This is a genomic window from Streptomyces sp. AC550_RSS872, from assembly GCF_019049285.1.
Taxonomy (GTDB): domain Bacteria; phylum Actinomycetota; class Actinomycetes; order Streptomycetales; family Streptomycetaceae; genus Streptomyces.
The window spans coordinates 46,303-65,007 of the sequence record NZ_JAGMUL010000032.1; the positions used below are offsets into that span (position 1 = coordinate 46,303).

Here is an 18,705-nt window from a genome sequence, read left to right on the forward strand (position 1 = left end):
GCCGCCGGGCCGACTACGCCCCGGTCAGCCGAGTCCCGGCCGGGAAGCCGTACTTCCGGATGAACGTGACCGCCGAATCCGCGAACGTGTCGATGCCGGACCGATTGGCCGAACCGTCGGCGTTCGTGGCCATCGAGTAGAAGCCACCCGAGTTCACACGGGTGCCCCCGTCGTCGCAATAGCCGCCGGTCTCGGCCCAACCGCCCACCGAGATCAGCGTCTTGACGCCCGGGTGCTGCTTCTTGAATTTGTTCAGCAGATTGAAATGGCCCTTGTAGGGGAATCCCGGGTCCATCTCCGCGCCGCTCACACCGGGCCAGGTCTTTCCCGTCGCCGGGTTCGTCTCGTTGTCCGTGCCCACGGAGATCCTGTTGCCGCCGTCGATGTGCGCGAAGGCGTAGTTGAGGTGGGTGACCTTGTCCCACGGGATGTCCGGGGCGAGGTAGGCGGGCGTGCCGTCCTTGCCGGTGCGCCGGCCGGTGAAGTAGCCGATCACCCGGCGCTGGTGGTCGGCGCCCATCTCCTCCTGGCCGGCCGTGTCGTGGACCGAGCAGTACGGGACGTCGACGCCGGGCGTCCGGTAGAGGCCGTCGGGGCGGCAGGACTCCTGCTCGGCGGCGTGCGAGACGGACGCCGGGAGACCGGCGAGCACCAGGCCGGCGATCGTGCCGAGGGCGGCGAGCAGGGCGGGTCTCGCCCGGTTGCGTGAAAGGGACAGCAAGTCGGTTCCTCTCCACGGACGTTGCGCAGACCCTAGAGAGGACTAGACCAGTGCGTCAATAGGTATGGACCAATCTCGCAAGAGGCTCGGTCGGGCGGCCTGTGAGCCACCCCACAACATTCGCCCGCATGGACGTGGACCGGCCGTGGCACACTGGCCCTGTACCAGAAGCAGCGCACTCCGGGGTCGGTGAAAGTCCGAACCGGCGGTTACAGTCCGCGACCCGGTCGCTTCCAGCGGCCGGTTGACCAGGTGAAATTCCTGGACCGACGGTTAAAGTCCGGATGGGAGGCAGTGCGCGGCGGGCGGGCATTCGTGCGCGCCGCCGTATGGGTTCGCCCTCGTGGCGAGCCCTGTATCGGCGTCGCCCTCGGTGTTCCTGCTCGTACATTCTGTCGTCATCGACAGCCCCGGAGTCCGTGCCCGAATGAGGCAGGAGGACCCGGGAAGTGTTCACCGGAATCGTCGAAGAGCTGGGCCACGTCACGGCTGTCGAGACCCTCGACGACGCCTGTCGCTTCCGACTGCGCGGCCCCGTCGTCACCGAAGGCGCACAGCACGGCGACTCCATCGCGGTCAACGGCGTCTGCCTCACGGTCGTCGACCACGAGGGCGACGAGTTCACCGCCGACGTCATGGCCGAGACCCTGAACCGCTCCAGCCTGGGCATCCTCACGGTCGGCTCCCGCGTCAACCTGGAGCGCCCCACCGCCGTGGGCGCGCGCCTCGGCGGGCACATCGTGCAGGGGCACGTCGACGGCACCGGCGAGGTACTGGAGCGCAAGCCCTCCGAGCACTGGGAGATCGTCAAGATCTCGCTGCCCGCGGACCTCTCCCGGTACGTCGTCGAGAAGGGCTCCATCACCGTCGACGGCATCAGCCTCACCGTCGTCGACGCCGGCCCCGACTACTTCACCGTCAGCCTCATCCCGACCACCCTCGACCTGACCACGCTCGGCCGGAAGCAGCCCGGCGACCCGGTCAACCTCGAGGTCGACGTCATCGCCAAGTACGTCGAGCGGATGCTGGGCGACCGGCTCAACTCCGAAGGGGCGAGTGCCCGGTGAACTCGCTGAACTCCGAGGCCTTCACCCTGTTCGGCCAGCACATCCTCTGGTCGGACATGGTCGGCAACCTCTTCGGCCTCGCCGCCCTCGCCCTCGGCTGGCGACGCTCCATATGGACCTGGCCCGTGCAGTTCCTGGCCGGCCTGATCCTCTTCGGCGCCTTCTTCGGCCACCTCACCGGCAGCGCGGGCAAGCAGGCGGTCGTCATGCTCGTCGCCCTCTACGGCTGGTGGCAGTGGCAGCGCGGCAAGGGACAGGGCGAGGACGGCCACATCAGCGTCCGGTTCGCCACCTGGCGCGAGCGCGGCGCGATGGCCGCAGCGGCCGCCGCCGGCACCGTCGCGGTGGCGCTGCTCTTCAAGGCGTACCCCACCCTGTCCTGGGACCCCTGGCCCGACGCCTACATCTTCGTCGGCACCATCGTCGCCATGTACGCCCAGGCGCGCGGCATGGTCGAGTTCTGGTTCGCCTGGCTCCTCGTCGACCTGGTCGGCGTCCCCCTCAACTTCGCCAACGGCTACGCCTTCTCCGGCTTCGTCTACGTCATCTACGGCGCACTCGTCCTGTGGGGCATGCGCGACTGGTGGCTGCGCTCCCGCAGGGACACGCGGCCCGTCCTGGAAGGAGCGCCGGCATGACCACGGCACCGATCCTGTACCGCACCGAGGGCGTCGAGGACCTCACCCTCGACCCGATCGAGCAGGCCATCGCCGACATCGCGGCCGGCCGCCCGATCGTGGTCGTCGACGACGAGGACCGGGAGAACGAGGGCGACCTCGTCATCGCCGCCGAGCACGCGACCCCCGAGATCGTCGCCTTCATGATGAGCGAGTGCCGCGGCCTGATCTGCGCGCCCATGGAGCCCGAGGAGCTGGAGCGGCTCGAACTGCCGCAGATGGTCGCGGACAACACCGAGTCGATGAAGACCGCGTTCACCGTCTCCGTCGACGCCTCCGCCGCGCACGGTGTGACCACCGGCATCTCCGCCTCCGACCGGGCGACCACGCTCCAGCTCCTCGCGAGCGGCAAGGCGGAGCCGTCGGATCTCGTCCGCCCCGGCCACATCTTCCCGCTGCGCGCCCGGCCCGGCGGCGTCCTCGTCCGCAACGGCCACACCGAGGCCGCCGTCGACCTCGCCCGCCTCGCGGGGCTGCGCCCGGCCGGCGCCATCGTCGAGATCGCCGGCGAGGACGGCGAGATGCTGCGGCTGCCCGAGCTGATCCCGTTCGCCCGCAAGCACGGCCTGACGATCATCTCCATCGAGGACCTGATCGCCTACCGCCGCGACACCGAGCGTGCGGAGCGGGCCGAGCAGGAGCAGACCCCGGCCGAGCGGCGACCCGTCCTCGGCGAGCAGCGGCTGCCGGGCCGGCCGGCCGTCCTGCGCGAGGCCGAGGTCCACCTGCCCACCGCCCACGGCGCCTTCACGGCATACGGCTACCGCTCCACCGTCGACGGCGTCGAGCATGTCGCCCTCGTCCACGGCGAGATCGGCGACGGCGAGGACGTTGTCGTCCGCGTCCACTCCGAGTGCCTGACGGGCGATGTCTTCCACTCCCTGCGCTGCGACTGCGGCCCCCAGCTGGAGGCCGCGCTGGAACGCATCCAGGACGAGGGCCGCGGAGTCGTCGTCTATCTGCGCGGACACGAGGGCCGGGGTATCGGCCTGATGTCCAAGCTGCGCGCCTACGAACTCCAGGAGCGCGGCCGCGACACCCTCGACGCCAACCTCGAACTCGGCCTGCCCGCCGACGCCCGCGACTACGGCGCCGGCGCGCGGATCCTGGTCGACCTCGGCGTGCACAGCGTGCGCCTGCTGACCAACAACCCCGACAAGACCGACGCGCTCACCGGCCACGGCCTGAAGGTCGCCGAGCGGGAGCCGATGCCCGTACAGGCGGGCGAGCACAACCTGACGTACCTGCGCACCAAGCGCGACCGGATGGGGCACGACCTGCCCTGGCTGGACCCGGCCCCCGGGGCCGCCCCGGCCTCCCTGTCCACCTGCACCAACCAGTAAGAGCACACGAGGAGACTCAGGAACGTGAGCGGCAAGGGCGCACCGGAGCTGTCCGTACGCAATGTGGGCGACCTGCGGGTCGCGGTCATCGCGGCGCAGTGGCACGAGAAGGTGATGGACGGTCTGGTGGACGGCGCGCTGCGCGCCCTGCACGACCTGGGGATCGACGAGCCGACCCTGCTCAGGGTCCCCGGCAGCTGGGAACTCCCGGTGGTCGCCAAGGTTCTCGCGGGCCGCGGCTACGACGCCATCGTGGCGCTCGGCGTGGTCATCCGCGGCGGCACCCCGCACTTCGAGTACGTGTGCCAGGGCGTGAGCCAGGGCCTGACCCAGGTGTCGGTCGAGACCGGGGTCCCCGTCGGCTTCGGCGTGCTGACCTGCGACACCGAGGAGCAGGCCCTGGACCGGGCCGGCATCGAGGGCTCCACCGAGGACAAGGGACACGAGGCGGTGACGGCGGCCGTGGCGACGGCGGCGACGCTCCGCTCAGTATCTGAACCGTGGCGTTAGGTCGTCCGGTCAAACGCGTAGAGTGGGCGCCACCATGTCCAAGAAGACTTTCGAGGAGCTCTTCACCGAGCTCCAGCACAAGGCCGCGAACGGCGACCCCGCCACTTCCCGCACCGCTGAGCTGGTCGGCAAGGGCGTCCATGCCATCGGCAAGAAGGTCGTCGAGGAGGCCGCCGAGGTCTGGATGGCCGCCGAGTACGAGGGCAAGGAAGCCGCCGCCGAGGAGATCTCGCAGCTGCTCTACCACGTCCAGGTGATGATGGTCGCGCGCGGGATCTCCCTCGACGACGTCTACGCCCACCTCTGAGCACCAGCAACCCAGCACACCCGTAAGAGCGAACGAAGGAAGCCGACCTCATGCTGCGCATCGCCGTCCCCAACAAGGGTTCCCTGTCCGGCCCTGCGGCGGAGATGCTGCATGAGGCCGGCTACCTCCAGCGCCGCGAGTCCAAGGAACTGCGGATCGTCGACCCCGGGAACGACGTCGAGTTCTTCTACCTCCGCCCCCGCGACATCGCCATCTACGTCGCCTCCGGGCAGCTCGACATCGGTCTCACCGGCCGTGACCTGCTGATCGACTCCGGCGCCAACGCCGAGGAGATCCTGGCCCTCGGCTTCGCCCGCTCCACCTTCCGCTTCGCCACCAAGCCGGGCACCGTCGGCGACGACCTGGCGGACCTGAACGGCAAGACGGTCGCCACCTCCTACGAGGGCATCGTCGCCAAGCACCTCGCCGACCACGGCATCGACGCCTCCGTCGTCCACCTCGACGGCGCCGTCGAGACCGCCATCCAGCTCGGTGTCGCCCAGGTCATCGCGGACGTCGTCGAGACGGGCACCTCGCTGCGCAACGCCGGCCTGGAGGTCGTCGGCGACCCGATCATGAAGTCCGAGGCCGTCGTCATCCGCCGCACCGGCGCGGACGGCGAGGAGCCCAAGGTCCAGCAGTTCCTGCGCCGCCTCCAGGGCGTCCTGGTCGCGCGGACGTACGTGATGATGGACTACGACTGCCGCGTCGAGCAGCTGGAGAAGGCCGTGGCCCTCACCCCGGGCCTGGAGTCGCCGACCGTCTCGCCGCTGCACAACGAGGGCTGGGTCGCCGTCCGGGCCATGGTTCCGGCCAAGGAAGCCCAGCGCATCATGGACGACCTGTACGACATCGGCGCGCGGGCCATCCTGACCACGGCCATCCACGCCTGCCGCCTCTGACCCGAGGGGCCGTACACCGATGTCCTCCGAATCCTCCGAACTGCCCACCCTGCCCGTGACGTTCCGGCCGGGCCGCACCCGGGCCGTCCTGCTCACCGCCGGCATCGCGATCTTCGTCGTCATCACGGCGGTCGCGCTGCTGCTGGAGAAGCTCGGCCCCGGCGAGCGCCTCAGCTTCGTCTTCACCGGCGCGCTGATGTTCGGCGTGCTGGCCATGCTGGCGCGGGTGAAGGTCGTCGCCGACGAGTCCGGCGTCACCGTGGTGAACATCGCCACCAAGCGCCGGCTGGAGTGGGCCGAGATCGTCCAGGTGAACCTCCGTCCGGGCGACCCCTGGGTGTTCCTGAACCTCAGCGACGGCACCAGTCTGCCCGCGCTCGGCATCCAGCCCGGCATCGCCAAGCAGCGGGCCATCGCCGACGCGCGCGCTCTGCGGGCGCTCGCCGAGGCCCGTGCCATCAGGGATCCGGAGGAGCATCAGGGCTGACTCAGGGGGCCATCGGGGCTCACGGGGGCACGTTCACCCTGACGTAAATCGCCATGTCTTGATTAATCTGTTGGCGGAGGCGTTTTCCGACGCCTCCGCCTTTGATGTCCCAGCCGGCCTCAAAGGCCCCCTGCTACCCGAGGAGTGATTCCCTCCAGCGATGGACGGATCGTCCTGTAGTACCTGCGCCGCCCCCTCCCGACATACCGGGGCGGCGGCATCATGAGCATCCCCTTGCTGCTTCTGGCAGCCGCGTTCCTCCTGATTCTCGCCAACGGCTTCTTCGTGGCCGCCGAGTTCGGCCTGGTCACGGTCGAGGCGACGGACGCCGAGAAGGCCGCCGCCGAGGGCGACCGACGGGCCCGCCGGGTCGTCGAGTCACTGAAGGAACTGTCCTTCCAGCTCTCCGGCACCCAGCTCGGCATCACCATCACCTCCCTCGTCGTCGGCATGCTCGCCGAACCGGCGCTCGCGGAGCTGCTGGGCCGCCCCTTCACCGCGATCGGCATCCCCGAGGGCGCGGTGCCCGGGGTGGCCGTGGTCGTCGGCATGCTGCTGGCCTCGGCCGTGCAGATGGTGATCGGTGAGCTCGTGCCCAAGAACTGGGCGGTGTCCCGGCCGATGCAGGTCGCGCGCTTCGTCGCCGGCCCGCAGCACGTGTTCGCGCGCCTGTTCCGCCCGGTGATCGCCGGGCTCAACTCCGTCGCCAACCGTCTCGTGCGCGCCCTGGGCATCGAGCCGACCGAGGAGCTGGCCTCCGCCCGCACCCCCGGCGAGCTCGTCTCCCTGGCCCGCCACTCCGCCCAGGCCGGCGCCCTGGAGCAGGACACCGCGGATCTCTTCGTACGGACCCTGTCGCTCGCCGAGCTGACCGCGCAGCACGTGATGACCCCGCGCGTGAAGGTCAGCGCGCTCCAGTCGTCGGCGACCGCCGAGGACGTGGTGAACCTGACCCGCGCCACCGGTCTGTCCCGCTTCCCGGTCTACCGCGAGAAGATCGACGAGGTCGTCGGCATGGTTCATCTGAAGGACGCCCTGGCGATCCGTTCGAGTGAACGGCTGCGCACCCCCGTCGTCCGTATCGCCCGCCCGGCCCTGCTGGTCCCCGAGACCCTGCCGGTCCAGCCACTCCTCGCGCAGCTGCGCAGCGAGCAGCCCATCGCGGTCGTCGTCGACGAGTACGGCGGCACGGCCGGGGTCGTCACCCTGGAGGACATCGTCGAGGAGATCGTCGGCGAGGTCCGCGACGAGCACGACGGGCAGGACCTGCCCGAACTCGCCGCCGCCCCGCCGGAGGACGGCCGGCCCGCCTGGGACGCCGACGGCAGCTGCCGGGTCGACATCCTCCAGCGCATAGGACTCGACGTGCCCGAGGGGCCGTACGAGACCGTCGCCGGGCTGGTCGCCGATCTGCTCGGCCGTATCCCGGCCGTCGGCGACAAGGCGGAACTGCCCGGCTGGCGGCTGTCGGTGCGCCGGGTCGGTCACTACCGCGCCGAACGCGTCCGGCTGGTCCGGACCGGGGCCGTGGTGGAGGTCGCCCGATGAGCGTGCTCCAACTTCTCTTCGCGGCGCTGCTGGTCCTGGCCAACGGGTTCTTCGTCGGCGCCGAGTTCGCCCTGGTCTCGGTCCGCCGCAGCCAGATCGAGCCGCTGGACACGGCCCGAGCGCGCCAGGTGCTGTACGGCCTGGAGCGGCTGCCGCAGATGATGGCGGCGGCGCAGTTCGGCATCACGGTGTGCTCGCTGACGCTGGGCGCGGTGGCGGAGCCCACGGTGGCGCATCTGCTGGAGCCGTTGTTCGAGTGGGTCCACCTGCCGGAGGGGATGATCCACCCGCTCACCTATGTCATCGCGCTCGCCGCGGTGGTCTTCGCCCACCTGGTCATCGGCGAGATGCTGCCGAAGAACATGGCGATGGCGGCGCCGGAGAAGGTCGCGCTGTGGCTCAGCCCCGGCCTGGTCTACTTCGCCCGCTTCTGCCGCCCGATCACCGTCGCTCTCGGCGCCGTCGCGCACGCCATCCTGCGGCTCTTCCGCGTCGAACCGAAGGACGAGGTCGAGGCCGTCTTCACCAGCGAGCAGCTCAACCGCCTCGTCGAGGACTCCGGCCAGGCCGGGCTGCTCGACCCCGAGGAGCAGGAACGTTTGGGGGACGCCCTGGAACTGGGCTCCCGCCCGGTGACGGACGTCCTGCTGAAGCGCGAGTCCCTGGTCACGGTCAGCCCGTCGGTCACCCCCGGCCAGATCGTCGCGCTCACCGCCCGCACCGGCTACTCCCGCTTCCCGGTGGCGGCGGAGACCGGCGCCTTCATGGGCTACCTGCACGTGAAGGACGTACTGGACCTGGAGGAGTCCGAACGCGCGGTGCCGCAGCACGTATGGCGCCCGATGACGACCCTGCGCTCCGAGCTCCCCCTGGACGACGCCCTCACCGTCATGCGCCGCGCCGCCACCCACCTCGCCCAGGTGGCCGACGCCTCCGGCCGGGTCCTCGGCCTCGTCGCCCTGGAAGACGTACTGGAACTCCTGGTCGGCGAGGTACGGGACCCGGCCCACCGGGAACTGCCGGAGGTACGGGTGACGGGGCCGCGCCTGAGCACGGGGGAGCCGGAGGGAGCACTGACGGGCTGACATCTTCAGCCCCTCCGGCGTCCGGTTCTTTCGGCCCCTCCGGCGTTTGAGGAGCGGGGGTCCAGGGGGCGGCGCCCCCTGGCGGGGCCGAAGGGGCGGAGCCCCCTCAAGGATGGGAAGGGTAGGGGCGGCGGGGGCGGGAACCTCACATGGCCGACGGATCCTGCGGCCCCCGCCCCGACAGCACTTCCCCATAGGCCTGCATCAGATCCGGCAGCCGAAGTGTCGACAAGTCGTCCCGAGTCAGCGCCCCGGGGTAGGTCGACAACCGCAGATCCCGGTACGCACAGCTCTTCTCGTACAGCGTCCGCAGGAACCGCCCGTTGCCCAGCTCGTCGATCCACCCCTGGTCGACCACGTGCCCCGCGATGGACCGCAGCTCGTCCAGCGCCTCCTCGTCCCAGACGTCCCCGTTCTCGGAGGCGAGCACCTCGCCGATGGAGGTCAGTTCGAGGGGGCGGTACGAGGGGAAGTCGACGCGGGTCGTGAAGCGCGAGGAGAGCCCGGGATTGGCGGCCAGCAGACGGTCCATGCCCTCGGGGTAGCCGGCGAGGATCACGACCAGGTGGTCCCGGTTGTCCTCGGCCCGCTTCAGCAGCACCTGGAGGGCCTCGTCGCCGTACGCGTCGCCCTTGCCGTAGCCGGTGTTGGAGAGGGAGTAGGCCTCGTCGACGAAGAGGACACCACCGAGCGCGGAGTCGATGAGCTCGTTGGCCTTGACGGCCGTCTGGCCCAGATACTCGCCGACGAGGTCCGCCCGCTGGGCCTCCACGAGATGGTCGCCGCCGAGGAGCCCGAGGGCGTAGAAGACACGGCCCAGGATGCGCGCGACCGTGGTCTTGCCGGTGCCCGACGGGCCGGAGAAGACAAAGTGCCGTTTGGGCGGCTGCACCGGCAGTCCCTGCCCGGCCCGCAGCCGGGCCATGTTCAACTGGGCGGACAACGCCTTGACCTGCCGCTTGACGGGCTCCAGCCCCACCATGCGCTCGAGCTCGGCGAGCGCCTCCTCGAGTAACTGGGGGTCGGTCGGCCCGGCGGGCAGCGGCTGCGACGACACCGCGGTCTTCTCGCGCACCGTCGGATCCACCACCGACGGCAGCGGCCCGGTCGGCGGCAGGTCGGGGTCGGACAGCTTCAGGTCCCGCCCCTCGGTTCCGAAGAGCGGGTCGAGCCCGTCGGGCCCGTCACCCACGTCCCCGCCGAACCCGGTCAGCGTGATCGCCGCGAGGTCGGTGGTGTCGTCGTAGCCGTCGCCTTCGGCGATGGCCGCGAGCCGGGCCGAGGTGTCCATGAAGGCGGGGTCGACGCGGTGCACCGCGCGGTAGAGGGGGAGCGCGGCGGCGGACCGGCCCGTGCCCTCGTGCGCCCGCGCCAGCCAGTACCGCAGCTCCTTGCGCTGCGGCTGCTCGCTGCGGCACCGCATCAGCGCGGCCGCGAGCAGCGGCTCGGCCTGGCCGTACATCTCCAGGCGGACCCGTGCCATGCCACCGAACAGGCCCGCCTCGATGCCGAGCATCGTGTCCTCGAGCAGCGGGTCGGTGTGCCGTACGAGCTGCTCCCAGTCCTTGACCAGATAGGCGCGGCAGGCGTGCAGAAAGCGGACCTGGTGGTCGGTGTCGACGGGCGGAAGCCCGGCCAGCGCCCGGTCCAGCTCCGGCACATGCCGTCCGTCCAGCCAGTGCGAGGCGTGGGCGAGGAGCAGATCCCGCGGGCTCTCCAGCACCGGCTGCACCCACCAGCCCAGCCAGTACCAGGAGTTGATGGTCCGCCGATGCCGGGCGCGCTGCTCCCCGAAGCGCTCCCGGTGCCGGAACATCCGCAGCAGCGCGGTCGTCGTGTCGACGCGCAGCGCGTGCAGACCGAGCCAGCCGTCGGCCATCCCGGGATCGATCCGTACCGCGGTGCGGAACTCCTCCTCCGCCTGCGGATACGCCCCCATCGTGTAGGCATCCACACCTCGCAACCAGGCGAGGTCGGCCGGGGCCTCGGGGCCCTGCGTGCCGAAGTCCATCACGTCCCCCACAAACCGTGCCCCCGTCGGTTGACCGACCGCTCGTCCGTCGGCCGCCTTGATCGGATCGATCGAACCGCCGTGCCGCGGACCGGAGTTGCAACGGTGCGCAGAGCAGCCGTCCGTACGTCGCACCGAGGGCATCGTACCTGCGAGGGTGTCGCCCGCCCCAGGGTGCCGCACCGGCCGTTTGGTGAGGTGGGAGCGGATCGGGCGGAGCGCGCTCGGTGACCGAGGGTGAGCGAATCACGCCTCTCGGCGCCCGAAAAGAGGAGTCAGAGCAGAACGAAGCCCCCGATCACGGGGGAACAACCGGGGGCTTCGCGTCAATGGGCGGCTTCGATTCACCGCACATTGAGAACGTAAGTCCTGTACGGCCCCCGGGTCAAGCAGAGTTGAGGCACTCCGCGAACTTGCCCGAGAGGGCTCTTCACAAGTTCAGCACATTGCGGATGGGTCGTCACCGTGTGTGAGCGGCTGGTCTGGTCCAATAGTCCCAGCGGGCCCAGGAATCACCTCATACCCCTTCCCGCTCTGCTGAACCAGAAGGTCGGCGAAGGGCCGGGACGGGTCCTCCGCGAAGTGCCTCAGCTCCGCCCTGACCCACCCGTCCCAGAACTCCCGCTGCTCCGCCCCGTCCCGCGAGCGTCCCCGGGTCCAGGACTCCTCGTGCGGCAGATCCATCCACAGCAGCTGGGCGAGGTGCGGGCGCAGCGCGCGACGGCCGGCGCCCACTCCCTCGACGACGATGACCGGGGAGGGCGGCACGGCGACAGGCGGTCCGAACCGGCGGGTCCGCCAGTCGTAGGGGGTGTAGTGGGCGGCCTCTCCCCGAGTGAGCGGTTCGATCACCTGGGCCAGCAGGCGCCCGGTCCACCCGAACAGCTCGTCATGGCTCGCGATGTCGTCGAGATGCAGCACCGGGGCGTCGCCCAGCGCCCGGGCCAACTGCCCGGCGAACGTGGACTTTCCCGAGCCGGCGTGTCCGTCGACGGCGATCAGGCGGACCGGACCGCAGGACGGAGGGAGGCGGCGGAGCCGGGTGGCGAGGTTGTGAATCGTTTTTCCCGAAGTGAGACGGGGTGGTGGGCATATTTCTTTGGAACATTCTAGTAGTGGGTGAAAGCGGTTGTGGAGACGGGGCGGGATGGAGTGCGGGAACGAGATGAGAAAAGGTGTCACTTTGAACTAGTCGACGGCTGTCCGCAATCCCGCCGAAAAACTCCGGCCACCCCGGTGAAATCCACGTTCCGGTTGAGCCGCACGCTGAGTAGGGTGCCAGGAGTGCAACTGTGAGGTGCCGTAACGGGGATGGGCTGGGACAGATGGCCGCGGGGTTATTCGAGGGGCAGTATGTGTGGCATCCGGCGGCCGACGACCGCGTGCTCGGGAGCGTATGCGTCGATGTCCGGGCCGGCCGCTATCTGAGCTCCCTCGACGCCCTGGCCGAAACCCGCGGTGACTTCGCCCTGCGCGCCCATCGCTCTCTTGTGCTCGCCTCGGAGGCCGCCGACTCCGACCTCGTCGAGCGCTGGCTGCATGAGGCGCCCGGCCCGGAGGCGGCGCTGATGTGGGCGCGGGTGGCCGTGCTGCGGGCGCTGCGCGCGGCCGACGCACGCGACCCGCGGACCGAGGCCCTGGAGCGCATAGCGCTGGCCGCCTGCGACCGGGCCGCAGCGGCGACCCCCGGCGATCCCACCCCCTTGGTGGCCAAGCTGGCGATGGCCCGGCTGCACCGGCTGCGCGACCGGGCGCCGCGCGGACTGCTCACGGCACCGCCCGGCCCCTGGCGGCTGTTCGCCCACATCCTCTCGCTCGACCCCTGGCACCGCGAGGCCCACCACCGCTTTCTGGCCTGCTTCTTCACCCGGTACGGCGGCTCCGTGACAGCCGCCTGGGACGTCGCCGCCTTCCTGGGCCAGCGGGCGCCCGCCGACTCGCCGCTGCGCCTGCTGCCGCTGGTCGCCCTGGTGGAGTGCTACGACCCGACCAGGCTGCTCGCCGACCGGGTCTGGGAGCAGCCGCAGTGGCGCTCGACCTCGCTGTCGATCCACCAGAACTGGCTGCCCGCGGTGGCCGGCTACCCCTTCACTCCGGTCCTCGACCTGGCCTACCTCGCGCATGCCCTGGTCATGGCCCGGTGCGAGGAGGAGGCACGCGCCGTCTTCACGGCGATGGGGCCGTACGCCTCGCGCATGCCCTGGTCCGTCTTCGGTGACCCGGCCGCGCAGCTGTCCCGGGCGCGCCGCGCCTGCGGGCTGCCGGTGCCGAGCGCCTGACGGGCCGCAACCCCCCACCGAGAGAAAGGCCCGACCCGTGTCAGAACGGATATCGGTCCCGCGTGCCGGAGCACGCGGGGGAGCCGATCCGATCGCGCTCGACGATGACGCCACGCTCCATGCGATGGGTTATCCGAGGAAACTCACCCGCCGCTTCCAGGCATTCGACAATTTCGCCATCTCCTTCACCATCATCAACATCATCTCGGGCATCTTCTCGGGTTTCGGATTCGGTCTGAACGCGGGCGGCCCCAGTATTCTCGTGTTCGGGTGGATCGGCGTCTCCGTCATGGTGCTCTTCGTGGGAGCATCGATGGCAGAGGTCGCCTCCGCCTATCCGACGAGCGGCGCGCTCTATTTCTCCGCGGGAAAGCTCGCCAAGCGGCACAAGGGCGCCTGGTCCTGGTACACGGGCTGGCTGAACTTCGTGGGCCAGGTGGGCGGCACGGCCGCCACCGGGTACGCCGCCGCCACCTTCATCCAGGCGTTCATCGCCCTGCAATGGCCCTCGTACGAGCCGACCGGGCACCGAACGGTGCTGATCACGGCGCTGATCATCGTGCTCCAGGGGCTCGCCAACACCTATACCGTGCAGCTGGTGGCCGTACTGAACCGGATCTCCGTGTGGTGGCTGCTGATCGGACTCGTGATCATCGTGACTGCCCTGATGGTCATGCCCGATCATCATCAGTCGGCTTCGTTCGTCACGCATTTCGCGAACAACACCGGTTTCACCAGCGGCCTTTATGGCGGGATGCTCGGTCTGCTGGTCACCAGCTGGACCTTCACCGGCTTCGACGGCAGCTTCCACATGTCCGAGGAAACGGTCCGGGCGACGGTCAATGCGCCGCGCGGGATCACCCGGGCCATCGCCTACTCGGCGATAGCGGGACTGCTGCTGATGCTCGCATTGGTCTACAGCATTCGTGACTACGACCGGGTGGCGAGCGCCGACGCGCCGCCCGTGCAGATCCTGATCGACGGACTCGGCGCGGGCACCGCGAAGGTGCTGCTGCTGATCGTGATCGGCGCCATGCTCTTCTGCGGTCTCGCCAATCTCACCAGCAACACCCGGCAGATCTTCGCCTTCGCCCGGGACGGCGCGATGCCCGGCTCCCGCTGGTGGCATTCGGTCTCGCCACGCACCCGCACCCCAGTGAAGGCGGTGTGGCTGGCGGTCGCCTGCTCGCTGGCGCTCGTGGTGCCCGGCTGGTGGTCGCACACTGCGTTCACCGCCATCGTCAGCGTCAACGTGGTGGGACTCTTCCTCGCGTACGCCGTCCCCATCCTGCTCCGGCTGCGCCTGGGCGACGAGTTCCAGCCGGGGCCCTGGCACCTGGGGCGCTGGGGGCGCCCGGTCGGGGTCGCCGCGGTGACCTGGATCCTGCTCAGCAGCGTCCTGTTCATGCTGCCGCACGCCTCACCGGTCACCGCCGACACCTTCAACTACGCGCCGGTCGCCCTGGCCGTCGTCCTGGCCGTGGCCACCGTGTGGTGGTTCACCAGCGCCCGCCGCCGCTTCCACGGCCCGGTCAGCTACGGCCGCCCCGACGAGGTCGCGGCGATGGACCTCGTCTGACACTCGTCCGACGGCGGCTCTCGTCTGACGACTCGTCACCCCTCCCGGCGTCCGAAGCCCGCGCGGCGCGGACGCCGGGAGCCTCGCCCGCTCCTGCGTCCGCTCACCCACCCCGTCCGTAAGGCGATTGGGCCATTCGGCCTCTCCTCAGGTCGTGCCAGTGGTCAACACCGGTATGCGTAGGCGCGCCCGGGCCGACGTGCTGGCAGACGCCCGCCCCTGCGGCCATAGTGGGCGGACAGCCGTGCACTGGACCCGCCCGACCCGGACACCTGGGGGTCTTCCGCCCATGAGCAGAGCCGAGCAGCCGTCCCGCAGAATCGTTCTGGCAGCAGCGGTCGCCGCAACCGCCACCGCAAGCGCGGGCGCGGCGGTCGCCCTCGACATCAGCGCCGAGGCCGAGGCCCCCGTACAGGCCCCGGTCCGCACCGTCGACAACCGCGCCTGGACCACGTACACCGACTGGCGCGGCGGTACCGCCCAGGGCACCCGGGCCGTCGCCGGCAGTCGCCCCGGCCTCGTCATCGCCACGGCGGCGGGCACCCGCGACTACACGGACCCGCACACCGGCGAGAGCGCCCCCTGGGACTACGCGACCTGGACGTCCCCCGTCCACCGGCTCACCGTCCCCGCGACCGAGGTGATCGCCTCCTGGAACGCGCACACCCCCGCCGGCACCTGGATCCAGATCGAACTCCAGGGGACCTACTCGGACGGCACCGCCACCCCCTGGTACGTGCTGGGCCGCTGGGCCGCCGGCGACCAGGACATCAGGCGGACCTCGGTCGACGACCAGAGCGACGGCAAGAGCACCGTGTGGACGGACACCCTCGCCGTCGACGACCCGGCCGCCGGACTGCGCGTCGCCTCGTACCGGCTGCGGCTGACCCTGCACCGCAGGCCCGGCACGGAACTCACCCCCACCGTGTGGCGGGCCGGCGTGATGGGCTCCGACGTCCCCGACCGCTTCACCGTCCCCGCCTCCACCCCCGGTCTCGACCGGGAGCTGACCGTCCCGCGCTACTCGCAGGAGATCCACATCGGCCAGTACCCGGAGTACGACAACGGAGGCGAGGCCTGGTGCAGTCCCACCTCCTCGCAGATGGTCGTCGAGTACTGGGGCGGCCGGCTCACCCCGGAGCAGCTGGCCTGGGTCGACCCGGCGTTCGCCGATCCGCAGGTCTGTCACGCGGCCCGGTTCACCTTCGACCACCAGTACGACGGCTGCGGGAACTGGCCGTTCAACGCCGCCTACGCGGCCACCTTCAAGGACCTCCAGGGCGTCGTCACCCGCCTTCGCTCGCTCACCGACCTGGAGACGCTGATCGCGGCCGGTATCCCGGCCATAACGTCCCAGTCCTTTCTGAAGGGGGAGCTGACCGGGGCGGGGTACGGCACCGCCGGGCATCTCATGACCGTCATCGGCTTCACCGCCGACGGCGACGTGATCGCCAACGACCCCAACTCGCCGAGCAACGAGGCGGTGCGGCGCGTCTACAAGCGGCGCGAGTGGGAGAACATCTGGCTGCGGACCAAGCGGTACAACGCCGAGGGCAAGGTCGCCTCCGGCACCGGCGGCGTCTGCTACCTCTACTTCCCGGCGCGTCCGACCCCGCGCCAGCGCACGGCGCTCGCGGCGGTGGGCGTGGTGTGAACGCCGGGCGTGCTGTGAGCAAGGTCTCCGCCGCACAGGCCGTCCGCGGTGGCAGGGTGGGCCTATGACCACGCACTCCGCCACCGCCGCGCGCGTCCGTACCGGCGGCCCCGAGGAAGACGGCCCGAAGATCCTCGAGCACGTCATGGGCTGGACCCTCGTCGTGGTCGTCGCGATGCTGATCACGCAGCTCGGCCTGCTGTGACCTGACACACACCGGTCCCTTTGATCGGACATATCCCGACCCTGTTGTCGAGCAGGCTCATCAAACTCGATCAGACTCGAACGAGCAGCTGGTGCAGGTCTGCCATACTGCGGATGTCCCGCCGCCCGTTGAGCAACAGGGTCTAAATTGAATATTAGTCAACAGCGTGACGCGACCCGGCCCCGGGCGCGCGGCACCGAGCGCTCGATGGCGCGCCGTGCCGAACTCATCGGCATCGGGCGGAAGCTGTTCGCCGACACGTCGTACGACGCGCTCTCCATGGACGACATCGCCCGCCAGGCCCATGTCGCCAAGGGGCTGATCTACTACTACTTCCAGTCCAAGCGCGGTTACTACCTGGCGATCATCCAGGACTCCGTCGCCGACCTGGTGACCTTCGCCGCGAGCGGCCTCGAACTCCAGCCGGTCGACCGTGTGCACCGCACCATCGACAGCTACCTCCGCTACGCCGAGCACAACCAGGCCGCCTACCGCACCATCGTCAGCGGCGGCGTCGGCTTCGACACCGAGGTGCACGCCATCCGGGACGGCGTGCGCGAGGCCATCGTGGCGACCATCGCCGAGGGGGCGTACGGCCGCACCGACATCGCCCCGCTCGCCCGCATGGGCCTGCTGGCCTGGGTGTGCAGCGTGGAGGGCGCCACCCTGGACTGGACGGAGCGCCCCGAACTGTCCCGCGACACCATGCGCGAGCTGCTGGTGAAGACGCTGGGCGGCGCCATGCGTGCCATCGAGGAGATGGACCCCGCCTACCCGGCCCCGGAGCCCGCGCGCCGGGCGAGCTGACCCGGCGAGCGACAGGACACAGGGGCGGAGGCTCGTGGCCCTCCGCCCCTGCGTCCCCCCGTGGGGACCCGCTACTTGATGGACTTGATCAGTTCACCGCCCGACGTGTCCCCGCTCAGCTCCCAGAAGAAGGTCCCGCCGAGCCCCTGCTGGTTCTTGTACGTCATCTTCGCCGCGATGGTCGCGGGGGTGTCGTAACTCCACCACTGGCTCCCGCACTTGGCGTACGCCGTGCCGCCCACGGTCCCGGTCGCCGGGCACTTGGTCTTGAGCACCTTGTAGTCCTCGATGCCCGCCTCGTAGGTGCCGGGGGCGGCCCCGGTCGCCGTGCCGCCCGGGGCAGACTGGGTGACGCCGGTCCAGCCGCGGCCGTAGAAGCCGATGCCGAGCAGCAGCTTGTCGGACGGGATGCCGAGGCCCTTGAGCTTGGCGATGGTCGCCGAGGTGTGGAAGTCCGCCTTCGGGATGCCGGAGTAGGAGTTCAGTGCCGAATGCGGAGCCGTGGGGCCGGTCGCGTCCCAGGCGCCGAAGAAGTCGTACGTCATCGGGTTGTACCAGTCGACGTACTGGGCCGCGCCCGCGTAGTTCGCCGCGTCGATCTTGCCGCCGCTCGTGGCGTCGGCCGTGATCGCCGCGGTGACGAGGTTGCCGGAGCCGAACTTGGCGCGCACCGCCGCCATCAGGTTCTTGAAGGCCTCGCGGCCGCTGGTGTCGCAGGTGGCGCCGCAGGCGTTCGGGTACTCCCAGTCGATGTCGATGCCGTCGAAGACGTCGGCCCACTTGGAGTTCTCGACCAGGTCGTAGCAGGACTGGGCGAAGGCGGCCGGGTTGCGCGCGGCCTCGCCGAAGCCGTTCGACCAGGTCCAGCCGCCGAAGGACCACAGCACCTTCAGGCCCGGGTGCTTCTTCTTCAGTTCACGCAGCTGGTTGAACGTGCCGCGCAGCGGCTGGTCCCAGGTGTCGGCGACGCCGTCCACGGACTCGGCGGCGGTGTAGGTGCGTTCGGTTGCCGCGTAGGAGTCGCCGATCGCGCACTTGCCGGCGGTGACATTGCCGAAGGCGTAGTTGATGTGGGTGAGCTTGGCCGCGGAGCCGGACGTCTCGATGTTCTTGACGTAGTACTTGCGGTCGTAGGTGCCCCATTCGGTGAAGTAGCCGACGACCTTGGAGCCGGCGGCGAGCTTCGGCTTGGCGGCGGGTTCAGCGGTGGCGGTGCCCGCGCCGGCGAGCAGTCCGGCGCCGAGGACGGCCGCGCACGCGGCGGAGGCGAGCGCCATGAGCCGGGCGCGCGGGCGGTGCGAGAGGTGCATCGGGTGTCTCCTCGTGGGGGGAGAGGGGAGCATGCTCCGATTGGCATGGACGCGCTGATGCGTTGATCCGTCACCGTAGGAGGACTAGACCACTGCGTCAATGGTTCGGACCAATTTCGGTGCTGCGGATAACGTGCTGGATACTTCTTTCAGTGAGCGGTCGTTAACCGGTGACGCGATGCCTCCGATCGGGCATACTCACAGCGCACAGCC

17 protein-coding genes, 1 pseudogene and 1 riboswitch are annotated in these 18,705 nt (G+C 70.2%); of the genes and pseudogenes, 14 read left to right on the forward strand and 4 right to left on the reverse strand.

Translation table 11 applies throughout. The features are described from left to right. Nucleotides 1-43: 43 nt before the first annotated feature. Nucleotides 44-721, reverse strand: a pseudogene (locus tag KUM44_RS15955) (glycosyl hydrolase family 18 protein); the annotation flags it as partial. Between the two features lie 171 nt (nt 722-892). Next, a riboswitch (FMN riboswitch) is annotated at nt 893-1,023 on the forward strand. Between the two features lie 147 nt (nt 1,024-1,170). Here KUM44_RS15955 and KUM44_RS15960 point away from each other — a divergent pair. From KUM44_RS15960 to KUM44_RS16000, 9 genes are all read left to right on the forward strand, one after another. After that, nucleotides 1,171-1,788: a riboflavin synthase gene (locus KUM44_RS15960; RefSeq protein WP_217208542.1), complete on the forward strand. Its 618-nt coding sequence runs from the start codon at nt 1,171-1,173 to the stop codon at nt 1,786-1,788. Further along, nucleotides 1,785-2,426 (forward strand): nicotinamide mononucleotide transporter family protein, encoded by a 642-nt coding sequence (locus KUM44_RS15965; protein ID WP_217208543.1) that lies wholly within the window; start codon nt 1,785-1,787, stop codon nt 2,424-2,426. Before KUM44_RS15960 ends, KUM44_RS15965 begins: the two co-directional genes overlap by 4 nt. Further along, nucleotides 2,423-3,808: a GTP cyclohydrolase II gene (gene ribA / locus KUM44_RS15970; protein ID WP_217208544.1), complete on the forward strand. Its 1,386-nt coding sequence runs from the start codon at nt 2,423-2,425 to the stop codon at nt 3,806-3,808. Before KUM44_RS15965 ends, ribA begins: the two co-directional genes overlap by 4 nt. A gap of 24 nt (nt 3,809-3,832) precedes the next feature. Then, complete coding sequence (ribH, locus tag KUM44_RS15975; protein ID WP_217208545.1) at nt 3,833-4,318, forward strand: 6,7-dimethyl-8-ribityllumazine synthase; 486 nt, start codon at nt 3,833-3,835, stop codon at nt 4,316-4,318. Nucleotides 4,319-4,352: 34 nt separating this feature from the next. Next, nucleotides 4,353-4,625, forward strand: coding sequence for a phosphoribosyl-ATP diphosphatase (locus KUM44_RS15980; RefSeq protein ID WP_031486114.1), 273 nt, complete (start codon nt 4,353-4,355; stop codon nt 4,623-4,625). Nucleotides 4,626-4,675: 50 nt separating this feature from the next. Continuing rightward, a complete protein-coding gene (gene hisG, locus KUM44_RS15985; protein ID WP_217208546.1) occupies nt 4,676-5,527 on the forward strand; it encodes an ATP phosphoribosyltransferase in 852 nt (283 codons plus the stop codon). A gap of 19 nt (nt 5,528-5,546) precedes the next feature. Then, entirely contained in the window at nt 5,547-6,014 is a 468-nt protein-coding gene (locus KUM44_RS15990; RefSeq protein WP_217208547.1) for a PH domain-containing protein, read from the forward strand. Between the two features lie 222 nt (nt 6,015-6,236). After that, nucleotides 6,237-7,562 carry a hemolysin family protein gene (locus KUM44_RS15995; RefSeq protein WP_217208548.1) on the forward strand — a complete coding sequence of 442 codons (1,326 nt, stop codon included), beginning with the start codon at nt 6,237-6,239 and terminating at the stop codon, nt 7,560-7,562. Further along, complete coding sequence (locus KUM44_RS16000) at nt 7,559-8,647, forward strand: hemolysin family protein (RefSeq protein ID WP_217208549.1); 1,089 nt, start codon at nt 7,559-7,561, stop codon at nt 8,645-8,647. The genes KUM44_RS15995 and KUM44_RS16000 overlap by 4 nt, the downstream gene beginning before the upstream one ends. A gap of 145 nt (nt 8,648-8,792) precedes the next feature. On the opposite strand, the gene KUM44_RS16005 is transcribed toward KUM44_RS16000, so the two are convergent. Both KUM44_RS16005 and KUM44_RS16010 read right to left on the reverse strand, forming a co-directional pair. Further along, a complete protein-coding gene (locus KUM44_RS16005; RefSeq protein ID WP_217208550.1) occupies nt 8,793-10,658 on the reverse strand; it encodes an AAA family ATPase in 1,866 nt (621 codons plus the stop codon). A 438-nt stretch (nt 10,659-11,096) separates the two neighbouring features. Next, the gene (locus tag KUM44_RS16010) at nt 11,097-11,717 is read right to left on the reverse strand and encodes a uridine kinase (RefSeq protein WP_217208596.1); all 621 of its coding nucleotides are present in this window, start codon (nt 11,715-11,717) and stop codon (nt 11,097-11,099) included. Nucleotides 11,718-11,983: 266 nt separating this feature from the next. Here KUM44_RS16010 and KUM44_RS16015 point away from each other — a divergent pair, with 266 nt between their 5' ends. The 5 genes from KUM44_RS16015 to KUM44_RS16035 all read left to right on the forward strand — a co-directional run bounded on the left by KUM44_RS16015 (nt 11,984) and on the right by KUM44_RS16035 (nt 17,182). Beyond that, nucleotides 11,984-12,937 (forward strand): hypothetical protein, encoded by a 954-nt coding sequence (locus KUM44_RS16015; RefSeq protein ID WP_217208551.1) that lies wholly within the window; start codon nt 11,984-11,986, stop codon nt 12,935-12,937. A gap of 37 nt (nt 12,938-12,974) precedes the next feature. After that, entirely contained in the window at nt 12,975-14,516 is a 1,542-nt protein-coding gene (locus KUM44_RS16020) for an amino acid permease (RefSeq protein ID WP_217208552.1), read from the forward strand. Nucleotides 14,517-14,805: 289 nt separating this feature from the next. Continuing rightward, nucleotides 14,806-16,170: a peptidase C39 family protein gene (locus KUM44_RS16025; protein ID WP_217208553.1), complete on the forward strand. Its 1,365-nt coding sequence runs from the start codon at nt 14,806-14,808 to the stop codon at nt 16,168-16,170. A gap of 64 nt (nt 16,171-16,234) precedes the next feature. Then, on the forward strand, nt 16,235-16,375 hold the full coding sequence (locus tag KUM44_RS16030; RefSeq protein WP_217208554.1) for an SCO1431 family membrane protein: 141 nt from the start codon (nt 16,235-16,237) through the stop codon (nt 16,373-16,375). A 147-nt stretch (nt 16,376-16,522) separates the two neighbouring features. Further along, nucleotides 16,523-17,182, forward strand: coding sequence for a TetR/AcrR family transcriptional regulator (locus tag KUM44_RS16035; protein ID WP_217208555.1), 660 nt, complete (start codon nt 16,523-16,525; stop codon nt 17,180-17,182). A gap of 71 nt (nt 17,183-17,253) precedes the next feature. Here KUM44_RS16035 and KUM44_RS16040 read toward each other — a convergent pair whose 3' ends face one another. Beyond that, complete coding sequence (locus KUM44_RS16040; RefSeq protein ID WP_217208556.1) at nt 17,254-18,492, reverse strand: glycoside hydrolase family 18 protein; 1,239 nt, start codon at nt 18,490-18,492, stop codon at nt 17,254-17,256. Nucleotides 18,493-18,705: the final 213 nt, after the last annotated feature.